The sequence below is a fragment of the Pseudomonas sp. IPO3778 genome (assembly GCF_013386825.1).
In the GTDB taxonomy this organism is placed as follows: domain Bacteria; phylum Pseudomonadota; class Gammaproteobacteria; order Pseudomonadales; family Pseudomonadaceae; genus Aquipseudomonas.
This window is the reverse complement of record NZ_JACARC010000065.1, coordinates 1-17,859: the sequence shown is the minus strand read 5'-3', so window position 1 is coordinate 17,859 and position 17,859 is coordinate 1. Positions and strand designations below refer to the sequence as shown.

General features: G+C 62.1%; 22 protein-coding genes. 17 read left to right on the top strand and 5 right to left on the bottom strand.

Translation table 11 applies throughout. The features are described 5' to 3' along the window. The first annotated feature begins 7 nt into the window (after positions 1–7). The 3 genes from HX855_RS28290 to ada all read left to right on the top strand — a co-directional run bounded on the left by HX855_RS28290 (position 8) and on the right by ada (position 2,535). Positions 8–724, top strand: a complete 717-nt coding sequence (locus HX855_RS28290) for a 2OG-Fe(II) oxygenase (protein ID WP_177083999.1) — start codon at positions 8–10, stop codon at positions 722–724. Continuing rightward, positions 714–1,394 carry a DNA oxidative demethylase AlkB gene (alkB, locus tag HX855_RS28285; RefSeq protein ID WP_177083997.1) on the top strand — a complete coding sequence of 227 codons (681 nt, stop codon included), beginning with the start codon at positions 714–716 and terminating at the stop codon, positions 1,392–1,394. Before HX855_RS28290 ends, alkB begins: the two co-directional genes overlap by 11 nt. A 76-nt stretch (positions 1,395–1,470) precedes the next feature. Then, a complete protein-coding gene (gene ada, locus HX855_RS28280) occupies positions 1,471–2,535 on the top strand; it encodes a bifunctional DNA-binding transcriptional regulator/O6-methylguanine-DNA methyltransferase Ada (RefSeq protein WP_177083995.1) in 1,065 nt (354 codons plus the stop codon). A gap of 6 nt (positions 2,536–2,541) precedes the next feature. Here the strand turns inward: ada and HX855_RS28275 are convergent, their stop codons facing one another. Continuing rightward, on the bottom strand, positions 2,542–3,126 hold the full coding sequence (locus HX855_RS28275; protein WP_177083993.1) for an ABATE domain-containing protein: 585 nt from the start codon (positions 3,124–3,126) through the stop codon (positions 2,542–2,544). Positions 3,127–3,300: 174 nt separating this feature from the next. On the opposite strand from HX855_RS28275, the gene HX855_RS28270 reads away from it, so the two are divergent. The 8 genes from HX855_RS28270 (at position 3,301) to HX855_RS28235 (ending at position 11,676) form a co-directional block, all read left to right on the top strand. Then, positions 3,301–4,179 carry an alpha/beta fold hydrolase gene (locus HX855_RS28270; RefSeq protein WP_177083991.1) on the top strand — a complete coding sequence of 293 codons (879 nt, stop codon included), beginning with the start codon at positions 3,301–3,303 and terminating at the stop codon, positions 4,177–4,179. 109 nt (positions 4,180–4,288) lie between these two features. Continuing rightward, positions 4,289–5,353 carry a nitronate monooxygenase family protein gene (locus HX855_RS28265; protein WP_177083989.1) on the top strand — a complete coding sequence of 355 codons (1,065 nt, stop codon included), beginning with the start codon at positions 4,289–4,291 and terminating at the stop codon, positions 5,351–5,353. Between the two features lie 128 nt (positions 5,354–5,481). Continuing rightward, positions 5,482–6,249 carry a molybdate ABC transporter substrate-binding protein gene (gene modA / locus HX855_RS28260; RefSeq protein ID WP_256352962.1) on the top strand — a complete coding sequence of 256 codons (768 nt, stop codon included), beginning with the start codon at positions 5,482–5,484 and terminating at the stop codon, positions 6,247–6,249. Continuing rightward, complete coding sequence (gene modB / locus HX855_RS28255) at positions 6,250–6,930, top strand: molybdate ABC transporter permease subunit (RefSeq protein WP_003212595.1); 681 nt, start codon at positions 6,250–6,252, stop codon at positions 6,928–6,930. It abuts the gene before it with no gap. After that, complete coding sequence (gene modC, locus HX855_RS28250; RefSeq protein ID WP_177083987.1) at positions 6,930–8,015, top strand: molybdenum ABC transporter ATP-binding protein; 1,086 nt, start codon at positions 6,930–6,932, stop codon at positions 8,013–8,015. The genes modB and modC overlap by 1 nt, the downstream gene beginning before the upstream one ends. A gap of 63 nt (positions 8,016–8,078) precedes the next feature. Next, complete coding sequence (locus HX855_RS28245; protein ID WP_177083985.1) at positions 8,079–9,107, top strand: DNA topoisomerase IB; 1,029 nt, start codon at positions 8,079–8,081, stop codon at positions 9,105–9,107. A 144-nt stretch (positions 9,108–9,251) separates the two neighbouring features. Next, the gene (locus HX855_RS28240; protein WP_177083983.1) at positions 9,252–10,889 is read left to right on the top strand and encodes an ABC-F family ATP-binding cassette domain-containing protein; all 1,638 of its coding nucleotides are present in this window, start codon (positions 9,252–9,254) and stop codon (positions 10,887–10,889) included. 82 nt (positions 10,890–10,971) lie between these two features. Further along, positions 10,972–11,676, top strand: a complete 705-nt coding sequence (locus HX855_RS28235) for a YoaK family protein (RefSeq protein WP_177083981.1) — start codon at positions 10,972–10,974, stop codon at positions 11,674–11,676. Positions 11,677–11,815: 139 nt separating this feature from the next. Here HX855_RS28235 and HX855_RS28230 read toward each other — a convergent pair whose 3' ends face one another. Continuing rightward, on the bottom strand, positions 11,816–12,169 hold the full coding sequence (locus HX855_RS28230; RefSeq protein ID WP_177083979.1) for a hypothetical protein: 354 nt from the start codon (positions 12,167–12,169) through the stop codon (positions 11,816–11,818). A gap of 109 nt (positions 12,170–12,278) precedes the next feature. On the opposite strand from HX855_RS28230, the gene HX855_RS28225 reads away from it, so the two are divergent. Next, positions 12,279–12,539, top strand: a complete 261-nt coding sequence (locus tag HX855_RS28225; protein ID WP_003212600.1) for a hypothetical protein — start codon at positions 12,279–12,281, stop codon at positions 12,537–12,539. 123 nt (positions 12,540–12,662) lie between these two features. Here the strand turns inward: HX855_RS28225 and HX855_RS28220 are convergent, their stop codons facing one another. The 3 genes from HX855_RS28220 to HX855_RS28210 all read right to left on the bottom strand — a co-directional run bounded on the left by HX855_RS28220 (position 12,663) and on the right by HX855_RS28210 (position 13,954). Further along, positions 12,663–12,974, bottom strand: coding sequence for an AzlD domain-containing protein (locus tag HX855_RS28220; protein WP_088426675.1), 312 nt, complete (start codon positions 12,972–12,974; stop codon positions 12,663–12,665). Next, the gene (locus HX855_RS28215; protein ID WP_177083977.1) at positions 12,971–13,666 is read right to left on the bottom strand and encodes an AzlC family ABC transporter permease; all 696 of its coding nucleotides are present in this window, start codon (positions 13,664–13,666) and stop codon (positions 12,971–12,973) included. The genes HX855_RS28220 and HX855_RS28215 overlap by 4 nt, the downstream gene beginning before the upstream one ends. Before the next feature lie 72 nt (positions 13,667–13,738). Further along, entirely contained in the window at positions 13,739–13,954 is a 216-nt protein-coding gene (locus HX855_RS28210; protein WP_177083975.1) for a hypothetical protein, read from the bottom strand. Positions 13,955–14,130: 176 nt separating this feature from the next. On the opposite strand from HX855_RS28210, the gene HX855_RS28205 reads away from it, so the two are divergent. From HX855_RS28205 to HX855_RS28185, 5 genes are all read left to right on the top strand, one after another. Beyond that, positions 14,131–14,487 carry a metalloregulator ArsR/SmtB family transcription factor gene (locus HX855_RS28205; protein ID WP_177083973.1) on the top strand — a complete coding sequence of 119 codons (357 nt, stop codon included), beginning with the start codon at positions 14,131–14,133 and terminating at the stop codon, positions 14,485–14,487. 18 nt (positions 14,488–14,505) lie between these two features. Then, positions 14,506–15,789, top strand: coding sequence for an arsenic transporter (locus HX855_RS28200; protein ID WP_177083971.1), 1,284 nt, complete (start codon positions 14,506–14,508; stop codon positions 15,787–15,789). Positions 15,790–15,802: 13 nt separating this feature from the next. Further along, positions 15,803–16,273 carry an arsenate reductase ArsC gene (locus tag HX855_RS28195; protein WP_177083969.1) on the top strand — a complete coding sequence of 157 codons (471 nt, stop codon included), beginning with the start codon at positions 15,803–15,805 and terminating at the stop codon, positions 16,271–16,273. Between the two features lie 80 nt (positions 16,274–16,353). After that, the gene (locus HX855_RS28190; protein WP_177083967.1) at positions 16,354–17,145 is read left to right on the top strand and encodes an AraC family transcriptional regulator; all 792 of its coding nucleotides are present in this window, start codon (positions 16,354–16,356) and stop codon (positions 17,143–17,145) included. 74 nt (positions 17,146–17,219) lie between these two features. Continuing rightward, a complete protein-coding gene (locus HX855_RS28185) occupies positions 17,220–17,831 on the top strand; it encodes a LysE family transporter (RefSeq protein WP_177083965.1) in 612 nt (203 codons plus the stop codon). Positions 17,832–17,859: the final 28 nt, after the last annotated feature.

Below are 17,859 nucleotides of genomic sequence, written 5' to 3'. Positions count from 1 at the left end.
CTCGTCGATGCCCGCCACTCCACTGCAAGAACGCCTGGCCAGGCTGGACTGGGACGCGATCGAGCGAGACCTCGATCAACAGGGCAACGCCTTGATTCCAGGCCTGCTGGATCACCGTGAATGCACTGAACTCAGCGACCACTATTCCCGACAGGAACTGTTTCGCGCCCATGTGCTCATGGCCAGGCACGGCTTTGGCCGGGGCGAGTACAAGTATTTCCGCTATCCGCTGCCCGAGCGAATCGGCGACCTGCGCGAACAGCTGTACCGGCACCTGGCCCCCCAGGCCAACCGCTGGAACGAACAAATGAACCTGCCGATTACCTATCCCGTACACCATGCCGACTTCATCGCCCGCTGCCACGCCGCCGGGCAGCAACGCCCTACCCCGTTATTGCTGCAATACGGCCCGGGCGACTACAACTGCCTGCACCAGGACCTGTACGGCGAACATGTGTTTCCCCTGCAAGTTGCCATCCTGTTGTCGCAGCCCGGTGAGGACTTCGCCGGCGGCGAGTTGGTGCTGACCGAACAGCGGCCACGCATGCAGTCCCGGGCCCAGGTCGTGCACCTGAACAAGGGAGACGCGGTGATCTTTGCGGTCAATCAGCGGCCAATGCCCGGCGTGAGGGGCTTTCATCGGGTGACCTTGCGCCATGGGGTCAGTGTTCTGCACAGTGGTACTCGGCATACATTGGGAGTGATTTTTCACGATGCGCAGTAAGACCCATCCAGGGCCCACCGTCGACTTGTTCGCCGACGAGGCGTTGCAGCAACCCCCAGGCTGCGAGCAAATCGGTGAGCAGTCCTGCGTCCTCCGGGGCTATGCCCTGCCCTGGGTCGAACGTTTGCTGCCGGAACTCAGGCGCGTATTGGCGCAATCACCGTTCCGGAAAATGGTCACGCCTGGCGGCTTTACCATGTCGGCCGCGTTGAGCAGTTGCGGTGAGTTGGGCTGGACGACCGATCCTGCCGGCTATCGCTACTCTGCAATTGACCCCAACAACCAGCAACCCTGGCCAGCCCTGCCCGAAGCCCTGCGCCAATTGGCGGTCATGGCCGCGGCAGACGCGGGTTTCGATGATTTCGAGCCGGACGCGTGCCTGATCAACCGCTATGTGCCTGGGGCTAAAATGTCCCTGCATCAGGACAAAAACGAGCGCAACTACGCCGCGCCGGTGGTATCGGTGTCATTGGGCTTGCCGGCGATTTTTCTGTTCGGCGGCCATGAACGCGGCGACAAGGCGCAAAAGGTTTCACTGTTCCATGGCGATGTGGTGGTGTGGGGCGGCGTGGATCGCCTGCGCTTTCACGGCGTGATGCCCATCAAGGAAGGCACCCATCCGGTCATGGGGCCCCAGCGCATCAACCTGACGTTTCGAACCGCGGGATGAATTCAACCGCAAGCATCGGAGTGATATGAATGCCGCAGCGAACTAACCTGGCATTCTTCAACCAGGAGCCACCACCATGACCGCGCGCCACGCCACCGAACAAGATCCCCGCTGGGCCGCCATCGTCGCCCGCGACGCCAAGGCTGACCTCACGTTCGTCTATGGCGTGAAAACCACCGGTGTGTACTGCCGCCCCAGCAGTTCCGCGCGGCGGCCGCTCCCCAAGAACGTCGAATTCTTCGACACGCCGCAACAAGCGGAAGCCGCAGGCTACCGGCCCAACAAACGCTATTCGGGGGACCAGACCCAAGTGGCCGAACGCCATGCGCAACTGGTGGCTGCCGCCTGCCGGCACATCGAACAGGCCGAAACCGTGCCCTCCCTCGAAGCCCTGGCCGGCCTTTCCGGCTTGAGCCCGTTCCATTTCCATCGGGTGTTCAAAGCGGTCACCGGCCTGACGCCCAAGCGCTACGCCAGCGCCCATCGTTCGCGCAAAGTGCGTGACGGGCTCAAGGAACAGCACTCGGTGACGGACGCGCTGTACGACGCCGGCTTCAACTCCAACAGCCGTTTCTATGAAGCCGCCGACCAATTGCTCGGCATGAAGCCCGGCGACTATAAAGCCGGCGGCACCAACACAGACATCCGCTTTGCCGTCGGCCAATGCTCATTGGGCGCGATTCTGGTGGCACAGAGCAATCGCGGGGTGTGTGCGATCCTGCTGGGGGACGACCCGGACAAACTGGTGCGCGACCTGCAAGACCAGTTCCCCCGCGCCAACCTGTTGGGCGCCGACCACGATTTCGAACAATTGATCGCCCAGGTGGTGGGTTTCATCGAAGCGCCGGCCCTGGGCCTGAACTTGCCCCTGGATTTGCGCGGCACCGCGTTTCAGGAGCGCGTCTGGCAGGCCTTGCGGGAAATTCCGGTGGGTTGCACCGCCAGCTACGCCGAGATCGCCCAGCGCATCGGCGCCCCGACGGCCTACCGCGCGGTAGCCCAGGCGTGTGGCGCCAACAGCCTGGCCGTGGCGATTCCCTGCCACCGTGTCGTGCGCGCCGACGGTAACCTGTCGGGCTATCGCTGGGGCGTTGAACGCAAACGCCAACTGCTGGAGCGCGAAAGCCCGGCAGAATCCTGAAGACGGTTACTGGAGTTTACGTTTGCGAAACTCCGCCACCTTATGCCGGTTGCCACACAGCGCCATGCTGCACCAGCGGCGCTTGTGCCCTTTGGTACGGTCGTAGAACCACAGCACGCACTCCGGATGCTCACAGGTGCGAATCAGCCCGAAATCCCCTTCCACCAGCAACACCGCGGCGGCTTCGGCAATCGGCGCCAGGAACTGCTCAGCGGTTTGCTGTTTGCGCTGACGCTCCAGGCGCAGCTCGCCAGGCGCCGGCCACGCCAACTGCGGGTGACTGACCGCCTTGCGCAAAAACCCATTCAGCGCGGCAGGATCACCCCGCTGGCCGGCCTTGCGCTGCTCCAGCAATCGCCGGATCACCTCACGCAATCCCTGCGCCGCCTCCAGTAGCTCCCCCTTTTCGAACACCGGAACCGCGCCCTCTTCAGCCCAGCCCAGCCGAACCAGCCAGCGCTCGACATCACCGTCGCCTTGCCAGAACTCAAAAGGCACGCCGTCGACATTGGCCCGGGTGTTGAGCATGTCCAACACCGGATGGTCGGCCAGAACGTAGGGTTCCAGTGGGGCGGATGTAATGGGCGTCATGGGCAATCCTCTTCAAGTCCGCGCCATCGTAACCGCTGATAGCACTTTTGGATAGTTACAAAACAAAAACAACTAACCCCTTAAATTGATTTGACAGGTTACCGATTAGGGCGCAGCCTGCAAACCAAGTAACCCCAATATCACGCTTATCAAGTTACAAAGAGGAGTCCAATCATGTCGATTTCAGCCCCAGTGGTTCGCTACCAACACGTCGATGCCGATGGCGTGCGCGTCTTCTACCGCGAAGCCGGTGACCCGTCCGCGCCCGTGCTGTTGCTGCTGCATGGCTTTCCCAGCTCATCCCATATGTACCGCGACCTGATCCCGCTGCTCGCCACCCGCTACCGGGTCATCGCGCCGGACCTGCCAGGCTTTGGCTTCACCGAAGTCCCCGCCGACCGCCATTACCATTACAACTTCGACAACCTGGCAATCACCGTCGGCCATTTCGTCGACGCCCTGAAGCTCACCCGTTATGCGCTTTACGTGTTCGACTACGGCGCGCCGGTCGGCCTGCGCCTGGCCGTGGCGCACCCGGAACGGGTCAGCGCGCTGGTATCGCAAAACGGCAATGCTTACCTGGAAGGCTTGGGAGACGCCTGGGCGCCGGTCCGCGCCTACTGGGCCGACCCGAGCCAGGCCAATCGCGAGGTGATTCGCAACGCGGTTATCAGCCTGGAAGGCACGCGCTATCAGTATGTACACGGCGTCCCCCAGCCGGAGCTGATAGCGCCTGAGTCCTACATGCTCGACGTGCTCCTGATGCAGCGCCCCGGCAATGACGAAATCCAGCTGGACCTGTTTCTCGACTACCGCAACAACCTGACGCTGTACCCGGCGTTCCAGGCGTTTTTCAAGGCTACACAAGTGCCGGCCCTGGTGATCTGGGGCCAGAATGACCCGTTCTTCATTCCGCCGGGCGCCCATGCCTACGCCGGCGATAACGCCAACGCGGTGGTGGAACTGCTCGACACCGGCCACTTCGCCCTGGAAACCCACGCCGCGCATATTGCCCAGCGGATTCATGAGGTACTGGGCCACGCCATCGACTGACGGCGCCCACGAAACACTGGATTCGTCCAGTGAATAATACAGACTGGCCTGGTGCTGCCTGGCCCTGCTAAAACGACGGAACAGCATTCCACCGTTGGAGAAGCGTCCCATGAGCACCTGGCCAGACACCCGAATTCTTGACCTGCTGGGCATTGAGTTACCGATCATCCAGGGGCCCATGGCCAATGCCACCAGCACGGCGATGGTGATTGCCGTCAACCAGGCCGGCGCTCTCGGCTCGATGCCCGCCGCAGCACTGAGCATTGAGCAATTACGCGAAGCGATCTCCGTTATCCGCCAGGCCAGTTCGCGGCCACTGAACGTCAATTTCTTCTGCCATCAACCACCCGCGCCGGACGCTGACCGTGACCTTCAGTGGAAGAACCTGCTGGAAACCTACTACCGCGAACTGGGCGCCGACTTTGACGCGCCCACGCCCGTCTCCAACCGTGCACCGTTCAACAACGCCGCCTGTGAAGTGGTGGAAGAGTTCCGCCCGGAAGTGGTGAGTTTTCACTTCGGCCTGCCGGAAAAATCCCTGCTGGACCGGGTCAAGGCCACCGGCGCGAAAGTACTGTCGTCGGCCACTACTGTTGAAGAAGCCATCTGGCTGGAACAGCACGGCTGCGACGCAATCATCGCCATGGGCTTCGAGGCCGGCGGCCATCGCGGGATGTTCCTCAGCGACGACCTCAATACCCAGATTGGCACCATGGCCCTGGTGCCGCAGATCGTCGACGCGGTGAGCGTGCCGGTGATCGCAGCCGGCGGCATCGGTGATGCACGGGGCATCGCCGCCGCCTTTGCCCTCGGCGCTTCGGCGGTGCAGATCGGCACGGCGTACCTGTTTACCCCCGAGGCCACTGTCTCGAAGTCACACCACCACGCCTTGCGCAACGCCCAGGCCAGTGAAACCGCGCTGACCAACCTGTTCACCGGGCGCCCGGCGCGAGGCATCATCAACCGGGTGATGCGTGAGCTGGGCGCGATCAACCCGAGCGCACCGGCGTTCCCGCTGTCCGGTGGTGCGTTGATGCCCCTCAAGGCCAAGGATGAAGCCGGCTTCAGTAATTTGTGGTCGGGCCAGGCGCTGCGCCTCGGCAAAGACATCTCCACCTATGACCTCACGCTGGAACTGGCCGCACAAACCCTGGAAAAACTCGGCCGCCGCTGAACCTGAACTCCCGGGACAACTTTGCGCTGTACCGGCAGTGGCCAACCGCTATATATTCCCATACATAGCGGTAGACCCCCTCTGCCTATAACAAGCCGCAACGTCGATAACCCCCAAGGAGCTTCTTGATGATGATTCGCGCCTCACGCCTTGCCCCCACGGCCCTGGCCACCCTGATCGCCGCGTTTGCCTTCTCCTCGGCCAATGCCGATGAAGTACAGGTGGCCGTGGCCGCCAACTTCACGGCCCCGATCCAGGCGATTGCCGCCGACTTTGAAAAAGACACCGGCCACAAACTGGTCGCTGCCTATGGCGCCACCGGCCAGTTCTACACCCAGATCAAGAACGGCGCGCCGTTTGAAGTGTTCCTCAGCGCCGACGACACCACCCCGCAGAAACTCGAAGCCGAAGGCGACACCGTCAAGGGTTCGCGCTTCACCTACGCCGTCGGCACCCTGGCGCTGTGGTCGGCCAAGGAAGGCTACGTGGATGCCAAGGGCGACGTGCTGAAGAAAAACGAATTCAAGCACCTCTCCATCGCCAACCCGAAAGCCGCGCCTTACGGCCTGGCCGCCACCCAGGTGCTGGCGAAGGAAGGCTTGACCGAGAAGGTCAAGGACAAGCTCGTCGAAGGCCAGAACATCACCCAGGCCTATCAGTTCGTGTCCACCGGCAACGCCGAGCTGGGTTTTGTGGCCCTGTCGCAGATCTACAAGGACGGCAAAGTCACCAGCGGTTCGGCCTGGATCGTGCCGTCGTCGATGCATGACCCGATCAAGCAAGACGCCGTGATCCTCACCAAAGGCAAGGACAGCGCAGCCGCCAAGGCCCTGGTTGAATACCTCAAAGGCCCGAAAGCCGCCGCGGTGATCAAGTCCTACGGTTACGAGCTGTAAATGCCGCTGTCGAGTGCCGATTTTTCCGCGATCTGGTTGACCCTCAAGCTGGCGTCACTGACCACGGTCATCCTGCTGATCATCGGCACTCCGATTGCCCTGTGGCTGTCGCGCACCCGTTCGTGGTGGCGCGGCCCCATTGGCGCAGTGGTCGCCTTACCGTTGGTGTTGCCGCCCACGGTGATCGGCTTCTACCTGCTGTTGACCATGGGGCCCAACGGCTACTTCGGCCAGTTCACCCAATGGCTGGGCCTGGGCACCCTGACCTTCAGTTTTGCCGGGCTGGTGATTGGCTCGGTGATCTATTCCATGCCGTTCGTGGTGCAGCCGTTGCAAAACGCCTTCTCCGCCATTGGCACTCGCCCACTGGAAGTGGCCGCCACGTTGCGAGCCAACCCCTGGGACACTTTTTTCACAGTGATTCTGCCCCTGGCGCGCCCGGGGTTTATCACCGCGTCGATTCTCGGTTTCGCCCACACCGTCGGCGAGTTCGGGGTGGTACTGATGATCGGCGGCAATATTCCGAACAAGACCCGGGTGGTCTCGGTGCAGATCTACGACCACGTTGAAGCCATGGAATACGCCCAGGCTCACTGGCTGGCCGGGTCCATGGTGGTGTTTTCTTTCCTGGTATTGCTGGCGCTCTACTCCAGCCGTAAAACCAAAGCGGGCTGGAGCTGATGTCGATGATCGAGGTGCGCCTGCAACTGAAGTATTCCGGGTTTGCCCTGGACGTCGACCTGCAACTGCCCGGCCGCGGGGTGACGGCCCTGTACGGCCATTCCGGCTCGGGCAAAACCACATGCCTGCGCTGCATCGCCGGGCTGGAACGGGCCGAAGAAGGCTTCGTGCAGTTCAACGACGAGGTCTGGCAAGACAGCCGCAAAGGGCTGTTCGTACCGCCGCACAAACGCGCCCTGGGCTACGTGTTTCAGGAAGCCAGCCTGTTCCCGCATTTGTCGGTGCTGGCCAATCTTGAGTTCGGCCTCAAGCGCATCCCGCGCCAACAACGACGCGTGGAGATGAGCCACGCCACCGAACTATTGGGCATCGGCCACCTGCTGGACCGCCATCCCCAGCACCTGTCCGGCGGTGAACGCCAGCGTATCGGCATCGCCCGTGCGTTGCTCACCAGCCCGAGCCTGCTGCTGATGGACGAACCCTTGGCGGCCCTGGACAGCAAACGCAAAAGCGAAATCCTGCCCTACCTCGAACGCCTGCACGACGAACTGGAGATTCCGGTGCTGTACGTCAGCCATGCCCAGGACGAAGTGGCCCGCCTGGCCGATCACATCGTGTTGCTCAGCGACGGCAAGGCCCTGGCCAGCGGCCCCATTGGCGAAACCCTCGCCCGGCTGGACCTGCCCATGGCCCTGGGTGACGACGCCGGCGTGGTGATCAACGGCACCGTCAGCGCCTACGATGAGCACTACCAATTACTGACCCTGCAACTGCCCGCCAGCCAATTGCAAATGCGTGTGGCCCATGCACCGCTGGCGCTGGGCAAACAGCTGCGCTTCAAGATCCAGGCCCGGGACGTCAGCCTGAGCCTGCAGGCCGAGGAACACAGCAGCATCCTCAATCGCCTGCCGGTGACCGTGACCCAGGAGATTCCTGCGGACAACGCCGCCCATGTGCTGGTGAGCCTGGATGCGAGCGGTACACCATTGCTGGCGCGTATTACCCGGTACTCACGGGATCAGTTGCAATTGCATCCTGGCCAGACGTTGTGGGCGCAGATCAAGGCGGTGGCGGTGCTGGCCTGAATCCATTGGCACGACCGCAAAACCCTGCGGTCAATCAGAAATACCTGCCAAGGAATTTGCGCCATGCCCGATCCTGCGTTGCTTGCCGACCTGCCCCGCGACCTGCATTACGTCGACGACACCCAGCCCGGCCTCTCCCGCAAAAAGCTGCGGGGCAAGTTCCAGTACTACAAGGCCGACGGCACACGCATCACGGATGCCGACGAAATCAAACGCATCAACGCGCTGGCGGTGCCGCCGGCCTACACCGATGTGTGGATCTGCGCTGACCCGCGCGGCCATTTGCAAGCCACCGGGCGTGACGCCCGAGGGCGCAAGCAATACCGTTATCACCCGCGCTGGCGCGAGGTGCGCGACACCGACAAATACTCGCGGCTGCAACAGTTCGGCAGCGCGCTGCCCAAGTTGCGCAAACAGCTGGAGGCGCAGATCGCCGCGCCCGGGTTCAATCGGGAGAAGGTGCTGGCCACGGTGGTGCTGTTGCTCGATGCCACGCTGATCCGCGTCGGCAACACCCAATACGCCCGGGACAACCGTTCCTACGGCCTGACCACCCTGCGCACGCGCCATGTGGACATCAAGGGCAGCGAGATCCTGTTCCAATTTCGCGGCAAGAGCGGCATCGAACACCAGATCACCGTGAAGGACCGACGCCTCGCCTCGGTGGTCAAGCGTTGCCTGGAGCTGCCGGGGCAGAATCTGTTCCAGTACCTGGACGAGGACGGCGAGCGGCATACGGTCAGCTCCACCGACGTCAATGCCTACCTGCACAGCCTCACCGGCGCGGATTTTACCGCCAAGGATTACCGCACCTGGGCCGGCACCGCGCTGGCGCTGGCGGTGCTGCGCGAGCTTGAATGGCAGCCGGAATCCGATGCGAAGAAGCATGTGGTGGAAATGGTCAAGAACGTCGCCAAGCAACTGGGCAATACCCCGGCGGTGTGCCGCAAGTGCTATATCCACCCGGCGGTGCTGGAGCATTTCAGCCTGGGCGAGCTGGCAAAGCTGCCCAAACCACGGGTGCGTAAAGGCCTGAAAGCCGAGGAAGTGGGGCTGGCGATGTTTCTGGAGCAACTGGCAGAGCGCTTGTAGGGAAAATCCATACTGCGTTAACCTGCCGGTCCTTTCTGATCCCGGGATGACCGCTGACGTGAACCACTAAGCCTTCCAACATGTAAACGCAACGAGCCGCCTGGCGCGCTTGTTGGCTTGTGCCACATTGTTTTGGAGGTGCTGATGACTGACGTCAAACGGCTGCCTGTACTGGTTTCCCTGCAACACGTGTATGTCCAGTTCGCCAATGGCGAGACCCTGCTACGCGACCTGAACCTGTGTTTTGATCGCACACCCACCGCAATCGTGGGCCGTAATGGGGCGGGCAAAAGCGTGCTCGCGCAATTGATTGCAGGCCGGCTGGCGCCCTCTTCCGGCACCCTTGAGGCCTGCGCCGGGCGCGCCTATGTCCCACAGGTCTTGAGCCTTGTTCCCGGCCAAACCGTCGCACACATCACCGGCACCGCCGAGGTGCTCGCAGCCCTGGGCCGGTTGGGCCGCGGTGAAGCGCACGCCGACGACCTGGAGTTGATCGATGACCGCTGGGATCTGCCCGAGCGCTTGCGCAAGGCGCTGGACGCCGCGGGTTTGAGCAAGGTTGGCGTGGAAGACCACGCTGATACATTGAGCGGCGGCCAATTGGCCCGCCTGGCGGTGATCGGCGCACTGCTGGCCAACCCTCAACTGCTGATCCTTGATGAACCCACCAATCACCTGGACAGCCACGGTCGCGACTGGCTGCTCGGCCTACTGGGCAACTGGCGCGGTGGGTTGATCGTGATCAGCCACGACCGCCAACTGCTCAACCGCATGCAGCGAATCATAGAGCTCTCGCCCCTGGGCACCACGACCTACGGCGGCAACTACGAGGCGTTTCACGCTCAGCGTGAGACCGAGCAACATGCCGCCCAGGCCTCGCTCGAACACGCGCGGCTGGAGCGCAGCCGCGAACGCAAACGGCTGAAACAAAGCCACGATGACCTCCAGCGCCATGCTGCCCGCTCGCGTAAACATGCCGATACCGCGAATGTGGATCGGTTCACCAAGGCCCGCTGGAAAGGTGCCGCCACCGAGATTGTCAGCACCGTGCGCAGTGCTCACCAACACCACAAGGACGCACTGGATGAGCGTGTGCGCACAGCCTACGAACACGTCGCGGATGAAGCGCCAACGCTGCTGACCTTACCCGGCACGGCGGTGCCTTGTGGTCGGCAAGTGTTAACCCTCAAGCAAGCACAATTGCCCTGGCTGGATCCCCGGCTGCCTGGCACCTTCCTCAGCGCCACGCTTATAGGGCCGATGCGCGTGGCGGTCCATGGGCCGAACGGTTGCGGCAAGTCCACCTTGCTCAAGCTGCTGGCTGGCCAGTTGCAGCCGGTCAGCGGCGAATGCGCCGTGCATGTGCCGACGGCTTATATCGATCAACACCTGGCGCTGATGGACGACCAGCGCTCGATCGTCGAACAGCTCAACCTGCTGGATACCCCGCTGGCCGAGGGTGAATTGCGAACGCGCCTGGCCTTGCTGCAACTGGATGCCGTGCGCGTCACGCAACCGGTGGCGCGGCTCAGCGGCGGCGAACGCCTGAAGGCCGCCATGGCGATTGCCCTGTGGCGAAAAACGCCGGCGCAGTTGCTGCTGTTGGACGAACCGACCAACCACCTGGATATGCCGTCGGTGATTGCCTTTGAGCAGGCATTGCAGGGGTTTGCCGGGGCGATGATGGTGGTGTCCCATGATCCAGCGTTTCTTGACGCCCTAAAACCCAGCCACACCCTGACATGGCAGGCCGCCGGGGGCTGGCGTTTGGAGCCGGTGTGAAACGCCTGCGCCAGGTCATTGCAGCGGGAGGCAAAGCGCCCTACGGTAATGGCCGGATAATCTCACCGAGGAACCCGGCCCCATGCTGCCTTCATCCTTGAAGCCCAACACCAATGCCGCCTTGTTGCATCGCCACAAATGGCGCGGGCGCGTCGGGCTGATGCTGGTGGCCAGCCTTTCCGTATTGGCGGGGATGACCGATGCCATTGGCTTTATGGCCAGCGGGGATTTTGTCTCATTCATGAGCGGCAACACCACGCGCCTCGCGGTGGCGATCAGCGAAGGCGACCTGAGCCTGACCGGCCGCCTGACGCTGCTGGTGGCCACGTTTATCGCCGGTAACGCGCTGGGCGTGATGGTCAGCCGTATCAGCCGGCGCCACGCCTTGCCCTTGCTGCTGTGCATCGCCACCTTGCTGTGCGGGGCTGCCGCGTGGCCGTTCGCCGATCAATTGCCGGCGTTGCTCGCAGCAATCATCGCCATGGGAATGCTGAATGCAGCGGTCGAGGAAGTGAACGGATTGCCGGTGGGCCTTACGTATGTCACCGGGGCGCTGTCGCGATTTGGTCGTGGGCTGGGGCGCTGGATGCTCGGTGAGCGGCGCAATGGCTGGCGCGTGCAACTGATCCCCTGGGCCGGGATGTTTGTCGGCGCAGTGATCGGTGCGTTGCTGGAACATCAGATGGGGATTCGTGCGCTGTTGGTCAGCGGCGTGCTGTCGGCACTGTTGGGGCTGGTGTCGCTGAAGATTCCCCGGCGCTGGCACCTGGGGTATATGCCACGCTAGAAAAGAGCTGCCCCCCGACGTTCTGGCCTCGACGTCCGTGTACTGGTAAAGAGCCATCACGCCGGGTGAGCGGGTGCATGATAAAACAATGCCCTGAGGCTGTCCGCAGGGCATTTCTGAAAAAATCTAACGTAATGGACTACAGGCAAGTTGCCAGTGCGGCCAGGCGGCGCTTGGCGGGGTAGTCATCCTGGGCGGCGTAATACTTGACGGTGGCGCCCGCGCCGGCATTGCTCACGTCGACAAAGTAATCACCCGCCGTGGTGTAGATGGTGAAGCCTCCGGCCTGTGCAGGCTCCATGAAGCCGCCGGCGTCCACGCCGAACACCGTCTCATCCTGCCAGCCGAACTGGATGCACTGGGCAACGACCAGCGGGGCCTTGTCCGAGGCCAGGGTTTTGTAGGGCGTACCGGTACGCGCCTCTTTCATCTTCGAGCCCGCGCAACCGGCCAGCGATGCCAGTACCAAAGCGCCAATTACCACCATCCGCATACAGTAGCTTCCTTGGAAAAAACGCGACTGTACCATTAGCAGGCGACACCGAATGATTATTGCGTCACCCTGCCGCCTACTTACGAACCCGCTTTTACCCGGAACCCCCATGACACCCAACGCCGAGCGCTACAACCCCTCCACCGACTACGCCGACAAGCTGATCAGCCGCATCGGCCAAACGCCTTCGTGGATCGCCAAACGCATCGGCGTGACCGACAAGCGCATCCGCTACATCCTCGATGGCGAGCGTACCGTCAAAGGCGAGAGCACGCCGATCCAGATGACCTACACCGAGCAGTTTGCCCTGGAGTGCCTGGCGGCCGAGGCCAAGGCCAACAAGAAAGCCGCCGCCCCGGTTATCGAATAGCTGACAGATTCATGAACTTTGTTTCACTGTGAAGGGAGACCTTGCCGCCTATAGTCGGCAGGCTCATTTTTAAGAAGTCTCCCTTCTAGCTCGCCCTCCCGCGGGCTTTTTTTTGCCTGTTTTTCAGAGCAGCCAGCGGAACAGATAGAACAGCGCCATGCTCAACAGCACCGTGATCAACACGCTGCGGGTCCAGAACATCAATGCTACGGCGCTGATCCCGGCCAACAGGTACGGATTGCTCACGCTCAGGTTGAGCTTATGGTCGGCGAGGAAAATGATCGGGCCGCAGATGGCAGTGAGCATCCCCGGCACCGCAAACCCGAGAAATTCACGCGCCCCGCGATTGAGGCGCACCGGCAGGCGCGGCTCGATAAACAGGTAGCGGTTGAGGAATACGATCAGGCCCATGCCAAAAATCATCACGAAGATCATTGCTGCCCGACTCCCAGCCGCTTGCAGGCATAACCCGCGCTCATCCCCAAGACACCGGACACCACCACCGCAGACTCCCAATGCAGGTAGCTCAGCCATACCGAAAACAGCAACGACACGGCGACGCAGACGATGGTCGGCACGTCGCGCACCACAGGGGTGATCAGGGCGATAAAAGTCGCGGCGATAGAGAACTCCAGGCCCAATTGGTCCAGCCCGGGAATGCTTTTACCCAACACAATGCCCGCGAAAGTGAACACATTCCAGATGATATAGAACGTCAGGCCGACGCCCAGGGCGTACCAGCGGTTGAAGGTCTGGCGGTCGTACTGGCTGACCAGGGCGAAGAATTCGTCGGTCAACAGAAAGCCCAGGCTCATGCGCCACCGAGCCTTGAGTGGCGACAGTGTGGGGCGCATGTGCATGCCATACAGCAGATGTTGGGAGGTCAGCAGCAAGGTGGTCAGCAGAATGGAAATCAGGCTGGCGCCACTCTTGACCATACCGATGGCCACCAGTTGCGCAGCACCGGCAAACACGATGGTCGACAGCCCTTGGGCTTCCAGCGGCGTGAATTGGGCATCGATGGCAGTGGAACCGGCCAACAACCCCCAGGGCGCACAGGCCAGGGACAACGGAATGATCGCAATCGCGCCACGGGAAAAGGCATTAAGAGGCAGAGCGTTAGGCATAGACAACAGGCTCATCGACAGTCAGTCGACAAGCATGCCAGCGGTATCCGGGATTGTCTTGAACGATCGTGCTCACGCCAGTTTGACTGACACCTGTTCCACCGCGTCCCGGGCTTCGCGCAGTTCGTGGGCGTCCTGGTTGAGCCGGTGGATGGTATTGAGCAGACGCTGGCGCAGCACTTCATCGCTGAGCTTTTCGACGGCACGCATCAAGTCAAAGGCCGCGGTTTCGTTATTGTCCGCGACGGCATCAAGGGTCTTGCGCAGGTTGCGAGTGGCACGGGTCACACGTTTTCTTCCTTCATCACCATTGGGCAGGCACTTTAGGACATTCATGTTTCAGTTTAATTTCAACCACTTGTCATTGATTGTCGGGCAGTTGACGCAGATCAATCAAAACAAGGTTTGACCGAAACATATGGAAATACGTATATTCGAATTTCCATATGTGTCAGGCCACGCGCATGTCAGATCTTTTCTCCCCGCCCAACGTCTTCAAGTGCCTGGCCGACGCCACCCGCACACGGTTGACGCTATTGATCCTGCGCGAAGGCGAACTTTGTGTGTGCGAGTTGATCCATGCTCTGGACGACAGCCAGCCGAAAGTCTCCCGCCACCTGGCGCAACTGCGCAGTGGCGGGTTGCTGCTGGACCGTCGCCAGGGCCAGTGGATTTATTACCGCCTCAATCCGGCCTTGCCTGAATGGGTGACGGCGGTGCTCGACGCCACCCTGCAAGCCAACCAAGCCTGGTTAAAAGCCGACGCCCAGCGTCTGGACACCATGGGCGACCGACCACAACGGGCCAGCGCCTGCTGCTGACCCTGCGGAGAGCTTTTCATGCTTGTTGCCGTTGCTATCTTTCTGTTCACCATCATCCTGGTCATCTGGCAGCCCAAGGGCCTGGGCGTCGGCTGGAGCGCCACGATGGGGGCAATCCTGGCCCTCGCCTGTGGCGTCATCAGCCTGGCCGACATCCCGGTGGTGTGGCACATCATCTGGAACGCTACCGGCACGTTCGTCGCACTGATCATCATCAGCCTGCTGCTGGACGAGGCCGGTTTTTTCGCCTGGGCCGCCTTGCATGTGGCGCGCTGGGGACGTGGGCGTGGCCGGCGATTGTTCGCGTATATGGTGCTGCTGGGGGCGCTGGTGTCGGCCTTGTTCGCCAATGACGGTGCGGCGCTGATCCTGACGCCCATCGTGATGTCGATGCTGTTGGCGTTGCGCTTTTCCCCGGCGGCGACCCTGGCGTTTGTCATGGGCGCCGGGTTTATCGCCGACACCGCGAGCCTGCCGCTGGTGGTGTCCAACCTGGTGAACATCGTCTCGGCGGACTATTTCAAGATCGGCTTCAACGAATACGCCGCCGTGATGGTGCCGGTAAACCTGGTGAGCGTCGCCGCGACCCTCGCGGTATTGCTGTGGTTTTTCCGCCGCGACATTCCCCAGGCCTACGACCCGGCAGACCTCGACGATCCCGCCAGTGCAATCCATGACCGCGCGACCTTCCTTGCCGGCTGGTGGGTGCTGGGCATCCTGCTGGTGGGCTGCTTTGCCCTGGAACCGCTGGGCATTCCCATCAGCGCCATCTCCGCCGCTTGCGCCACCTTGCTGCTGGTGATCGCCGCCAAGGGCCACAAGATTTCCACCCGCAAGGTGCTGAAGGAAGCGCCCTGGCAGATCGTGATTTTCTCCCTGGGCATGTACCTGGTGGTCTACGGCCTGCGTAACGCCGGGCTGACCAACTACCTCGCCACCTGGCTCGACACCTTCGCCGGCTACGGCGTGTGGGGTGCGGCACTGGGCACCGGCGTGCTCACCGCCCTGCTGTCTTCGGTGATGAACAACCTGCCGACCGTACTCATCGGCGCGCTCTCCATCGAGGCCAGCCATGCCGTGGGCGTGGTCAAGGAAGCGATGATCTACGCCAACGTGATCGGCAGCGACCTCGGCCCCAAAATCACCCCTATCGGCAGCCTGGCCACCTTGCTCTGGCTGCATATCCTGGCGCGCAAAGGCATCACCATCACCTGGGGTTACTACTTCAAGGTCGGCATTGTGCTGACCCTGCCCGTGCTGCTGATCACCCTCGCCGCCCTCGCCCTGCGCCTGAGTGCCTGACGGAGTCCATTCAATGAAAGTCCTGTTCATGTGCACCGCCAACAGCTGCCGCAGCATCCTCTCGGAAGCGCTGTTCAATCACCTGGCGCCAGAAGGATTCCTGGCCATCAGTTCCGGCAGCTTTCCCAAGGGCCAGGTGCTGCCCCGCAGCCTGACCACCCTGAAGGCCGCCGGTATCAGCACCGAGGGTTTGTACAGCAAGGGCAGCGACGCCTTTGAAGGCAACCCGCCGGACATCGTGATCACCGTGTGCGACAAGGCTGCCGGGGAAGCGTGCCCGGTGTATTTCGGCCCGGCGCTCAAGGCACACTGGGGGCTGGAAGATCCGTCGGAGGTTCAAGGCGATGAGGCTCAGATCGACGCTGCGTTTCACGCCACCCTGGACATTATTGAACGCCGTTGCCGGGCCTTTTTCGAGATGCCGTTTGCCAGCCTGGATCCGGTCGGGGTCAAAGCCGAGCTGGATCGCATCGCCGCGCTCTGACCACAGGGCCTGGCGAGCAGTCGATCTGCAGGCCTTTTCCGGCGTATGCTCGCGGGCAACCGTCACAGCGAGCCCCTCCCATGAGTTCAATGCAACACGCCTGGCTGGGCAACTACGAAGTCAGCAGCACGTCCTGCACCGGCCTGACGTTTGCCCGCCATAGCCACGATGAATGCGTGATCGGCGTCAACCTGCTCGGCGAGGAACAGGTGTGGCTGGACCGCCGCACATTCGAGGCCGGCCCCGGCAGCATTACCCTCTACAACCCGGGGCAGATTCAGGGCGGTGGCGCGGCCGAGGGGCAGCCGTGGCGGTTTGTCAGCCTGTATGCGACCGCTGACCAATTGGCGGCCGACCTGGGTCTGGCGCACCTGGAATTCGATCGTTCGCTGTGCTTCCAGCCCGGGTTGGCCATGAAACTCGCGGGCGCCATTGAAGGCGCGTTGAGTACCGATCCCATGGCCCGCGGGCTCAGTGAAGAAGCCCTGGTGGTGCTGCTGGGTGACGTGGTCAGTTGCAGCGGTGTGCGCCTGCCTGGCAGCACGGCGGTGAGTCGCGGGCTGGTGATCAAGGCCCAGGAGCTGCTGGCTGAAAACCTGCATCAGGCGGTTGCGCTCGATACCCTCGGTGATGAGTTGGGGCTGTCGAAATTCCATCTGCTGCGGGCCTTTCAGAAAGAAACCGGGCTGAGTCCGCGCCAGTGGGCAATGCAACTGCGTACGCGGCGCGCCAAGGGGTTGCTGCGTTCGGGCGTTGCGGCGTCGCAGGTTGCCCACGCCCTTGGGTTCGCCGACCAGAGTCATCTCAATCGGCATTTCCGGGCGGCGTACGGCATCACACCGGGGCGCTATCAAAGCGTACTCAAAGGCTGAAAAGCGCAATCTGGTTCAAGACGCCTCACCTGCCCTCGCGCAAAATGCCGGCCATCACTTGAAGGAAGGCAGGCATGTTGACGATCTTTTTTTCGGCGCTGGTGTTTGGTTTTGTGTTTTGTCTGTCTCCCGGGGCGGTGTTGGCGGAGACGCTGCGCCGTGGGCTGTTGCATGGGTTTACGCCGGCGTTGTTGGTGCAGATTGGCTCGCTGGTGGGGGATGCTGTTTGGGCGGTGATTGGGCTGACGGGCATGGCGTTGCTGATTCAGCATGAGTTGGTGCGGGTGCCGCTGACTGCCGTTTGTGGGCTGTACCTGGCCTGGCTCGGGGTTCGCAGCTTGATGGATGCCTGGCGCTTGCCAGAGGCCGAAAGTGCACCGGCCAGGTCCGGGCAGAATGCGCTGGTGGTGGGGGCGGCTATTTCGTTGGCTAATCCGAAGAACATTGTTTATTGGGGGGCGCTGGGCAGTGCGTTGTCGGGGATTGTCGGGGCCGCGCCGAGCCATGGGCAGACGTTGATGTTTTTTGCGGGGTTTATGGTGGCGTCCGTCTTGTCGTGCTTTCTGATTGCGGCACTGGTCAATCTGCTGCGGCAGAACGCGTCACCCCTATGGCAGCGTGTCAGCTATGGGGCGTGCGGTGGGGTGCTGCTGTATCTGGCGATCCTGACGTTGCGTGCGATTTGAGTAGGGGTGGTGTACATATCCGTTGCTG

Coding starts and splice junctions, on each gene's coding strand:
- HX855_RS28290 (WP_177083999.1), top strand. CDS start 8: ATGCCCGCCACTCCACTGCAAGAACGCCTGGCCAGGCTGGACTGGGAC.
- alkB (WP_177083997.1), top strand. CDS start 714: ATGCGCAGTAAGACCCATCCAGGGCCCACCGTCGACTTGTTCGCCGAC.
- ada (WP_177083995.1), top strand. CDS start 1,471: ATGACCGCGCGCCACGCCACCGAACAAGATCCCCGCTGGGCCGCCATC.
- HX855_RS28275 (WP_177083993.1), bottom strand. CDS start 3,126: ATGACGCCCATTACATCCGCCCCACTGGAACCCTACGTTCTGGCCGAC.
- HX855_RS28270 (WP_177083991.1), top strand. CDS start 3,301: ATGTCGATTTCAGCCCCAGTGGTTCGCTACCAACACGTCGATGCCGAT.
- HX855_RS28265 (WP_177083989.1), top strand. CDS start 4,289: ATGAGCACCTGGCCAGACACCCGAATTCTTGACCTGCTGGGCATTGAG.
- modA (WP_256352962.1), top strand. CDS start 5,482: ATGATGATTCGCGCCTCACGCCTTGCCCCCACGGCCCTGGCCACCCTG.
- modB (WP_003212595.1), top strand. CDS start 6,250: ATGCCGCTGTCGAGTGCCGATTTTTCCGCGATCTGGTTGACCCTCAAG.
- modC (WP_177083987.1), top strand. CDS start 6,930: ATGTCGATGATCGAGGTGCGCCTGCAACTGAAGTATTCCGGGTTTGCC.
- HX855_RS28245 (WP_177083985.1), top strand. CDS start 8,079: ATGCCCGATCCTGCGTTGCTTGCCGACCTGCCCCGCGACCTGCATTAC.
- HX855_RS28240 (WP_177083983.1), top strand. CDS start 9,252: ATGACTGACGTCAAACGGCTGCCTGTACTGGTTTCCCTGCAACACGTG.
- HX855_RS28235 (WP_177083981.1), top strand. CDS start 10,972: ATGCTGCCTTCATCCTTGAAGCCCAACACCAATGCCGCCTTGTTGCAT.
- HX855_RS28230 (WP_177083979.1), bottom strand. CDS start 12,169: ATGCGGATGGTGGTAATTGGCGCTTTGGTACTGGCATCGCTGGCCGGT.
- HX855_RS28225 (WP_003212600.1), top strand. CDS start 12,279: ATGACACCCAACGCCGAGCGCTACAACCCCTCCACCGACTACGCCGAC.
- HX855_RS28220 (WP_088426675.1), bottom strand. CDS start 12,974: ATGATCTTCGTGATGATTTTTGGCATGGGCCTGATCGTATTCCTCAAC.
- HX855_RS28215 (WP_177083977.1), bottom strand. CDS start 13,666: ATGCCTAACGCTCTGCCTCTTAATGCCTTTTCCCGTGGCGCGATTGCG.
- HX855_RS28205 (WP_177083973.1), top strand. CDS start 14,131: ATGTCAGATCTTTTCTCCCCGCCCAACGTCTTCAAGTGCCTGGCCGAC.
- HX855_RS28200 (WP_177083971.1), top strand. CDS start 14,506: ATGCTTGTTGCCGTTGCTATCTTTCTGTTCACCATCATCCTGGTCATC.
- HX855_RS28195 (WP_177083969.1), top strand. CDS start 15,803: ATGAAAGTCCTGTTCATGTGCACCGCCAACAGCTGCCGCAGCATCCTC.
- HX855_RS28190 (WP_177083967.1), top strand. CDS start 16,354: ATGAGTTCAATGCAACACGCCTGGCTGGGCAACTACGAAGTCAGCAGC.
- HX855_RS28185 (WP_177083965.1), top strand. CDS start 17,220: ATGTTGACGATCTTTTTTTCGGCGCTGGTGTTTGGTTTTGTGTTTTGT.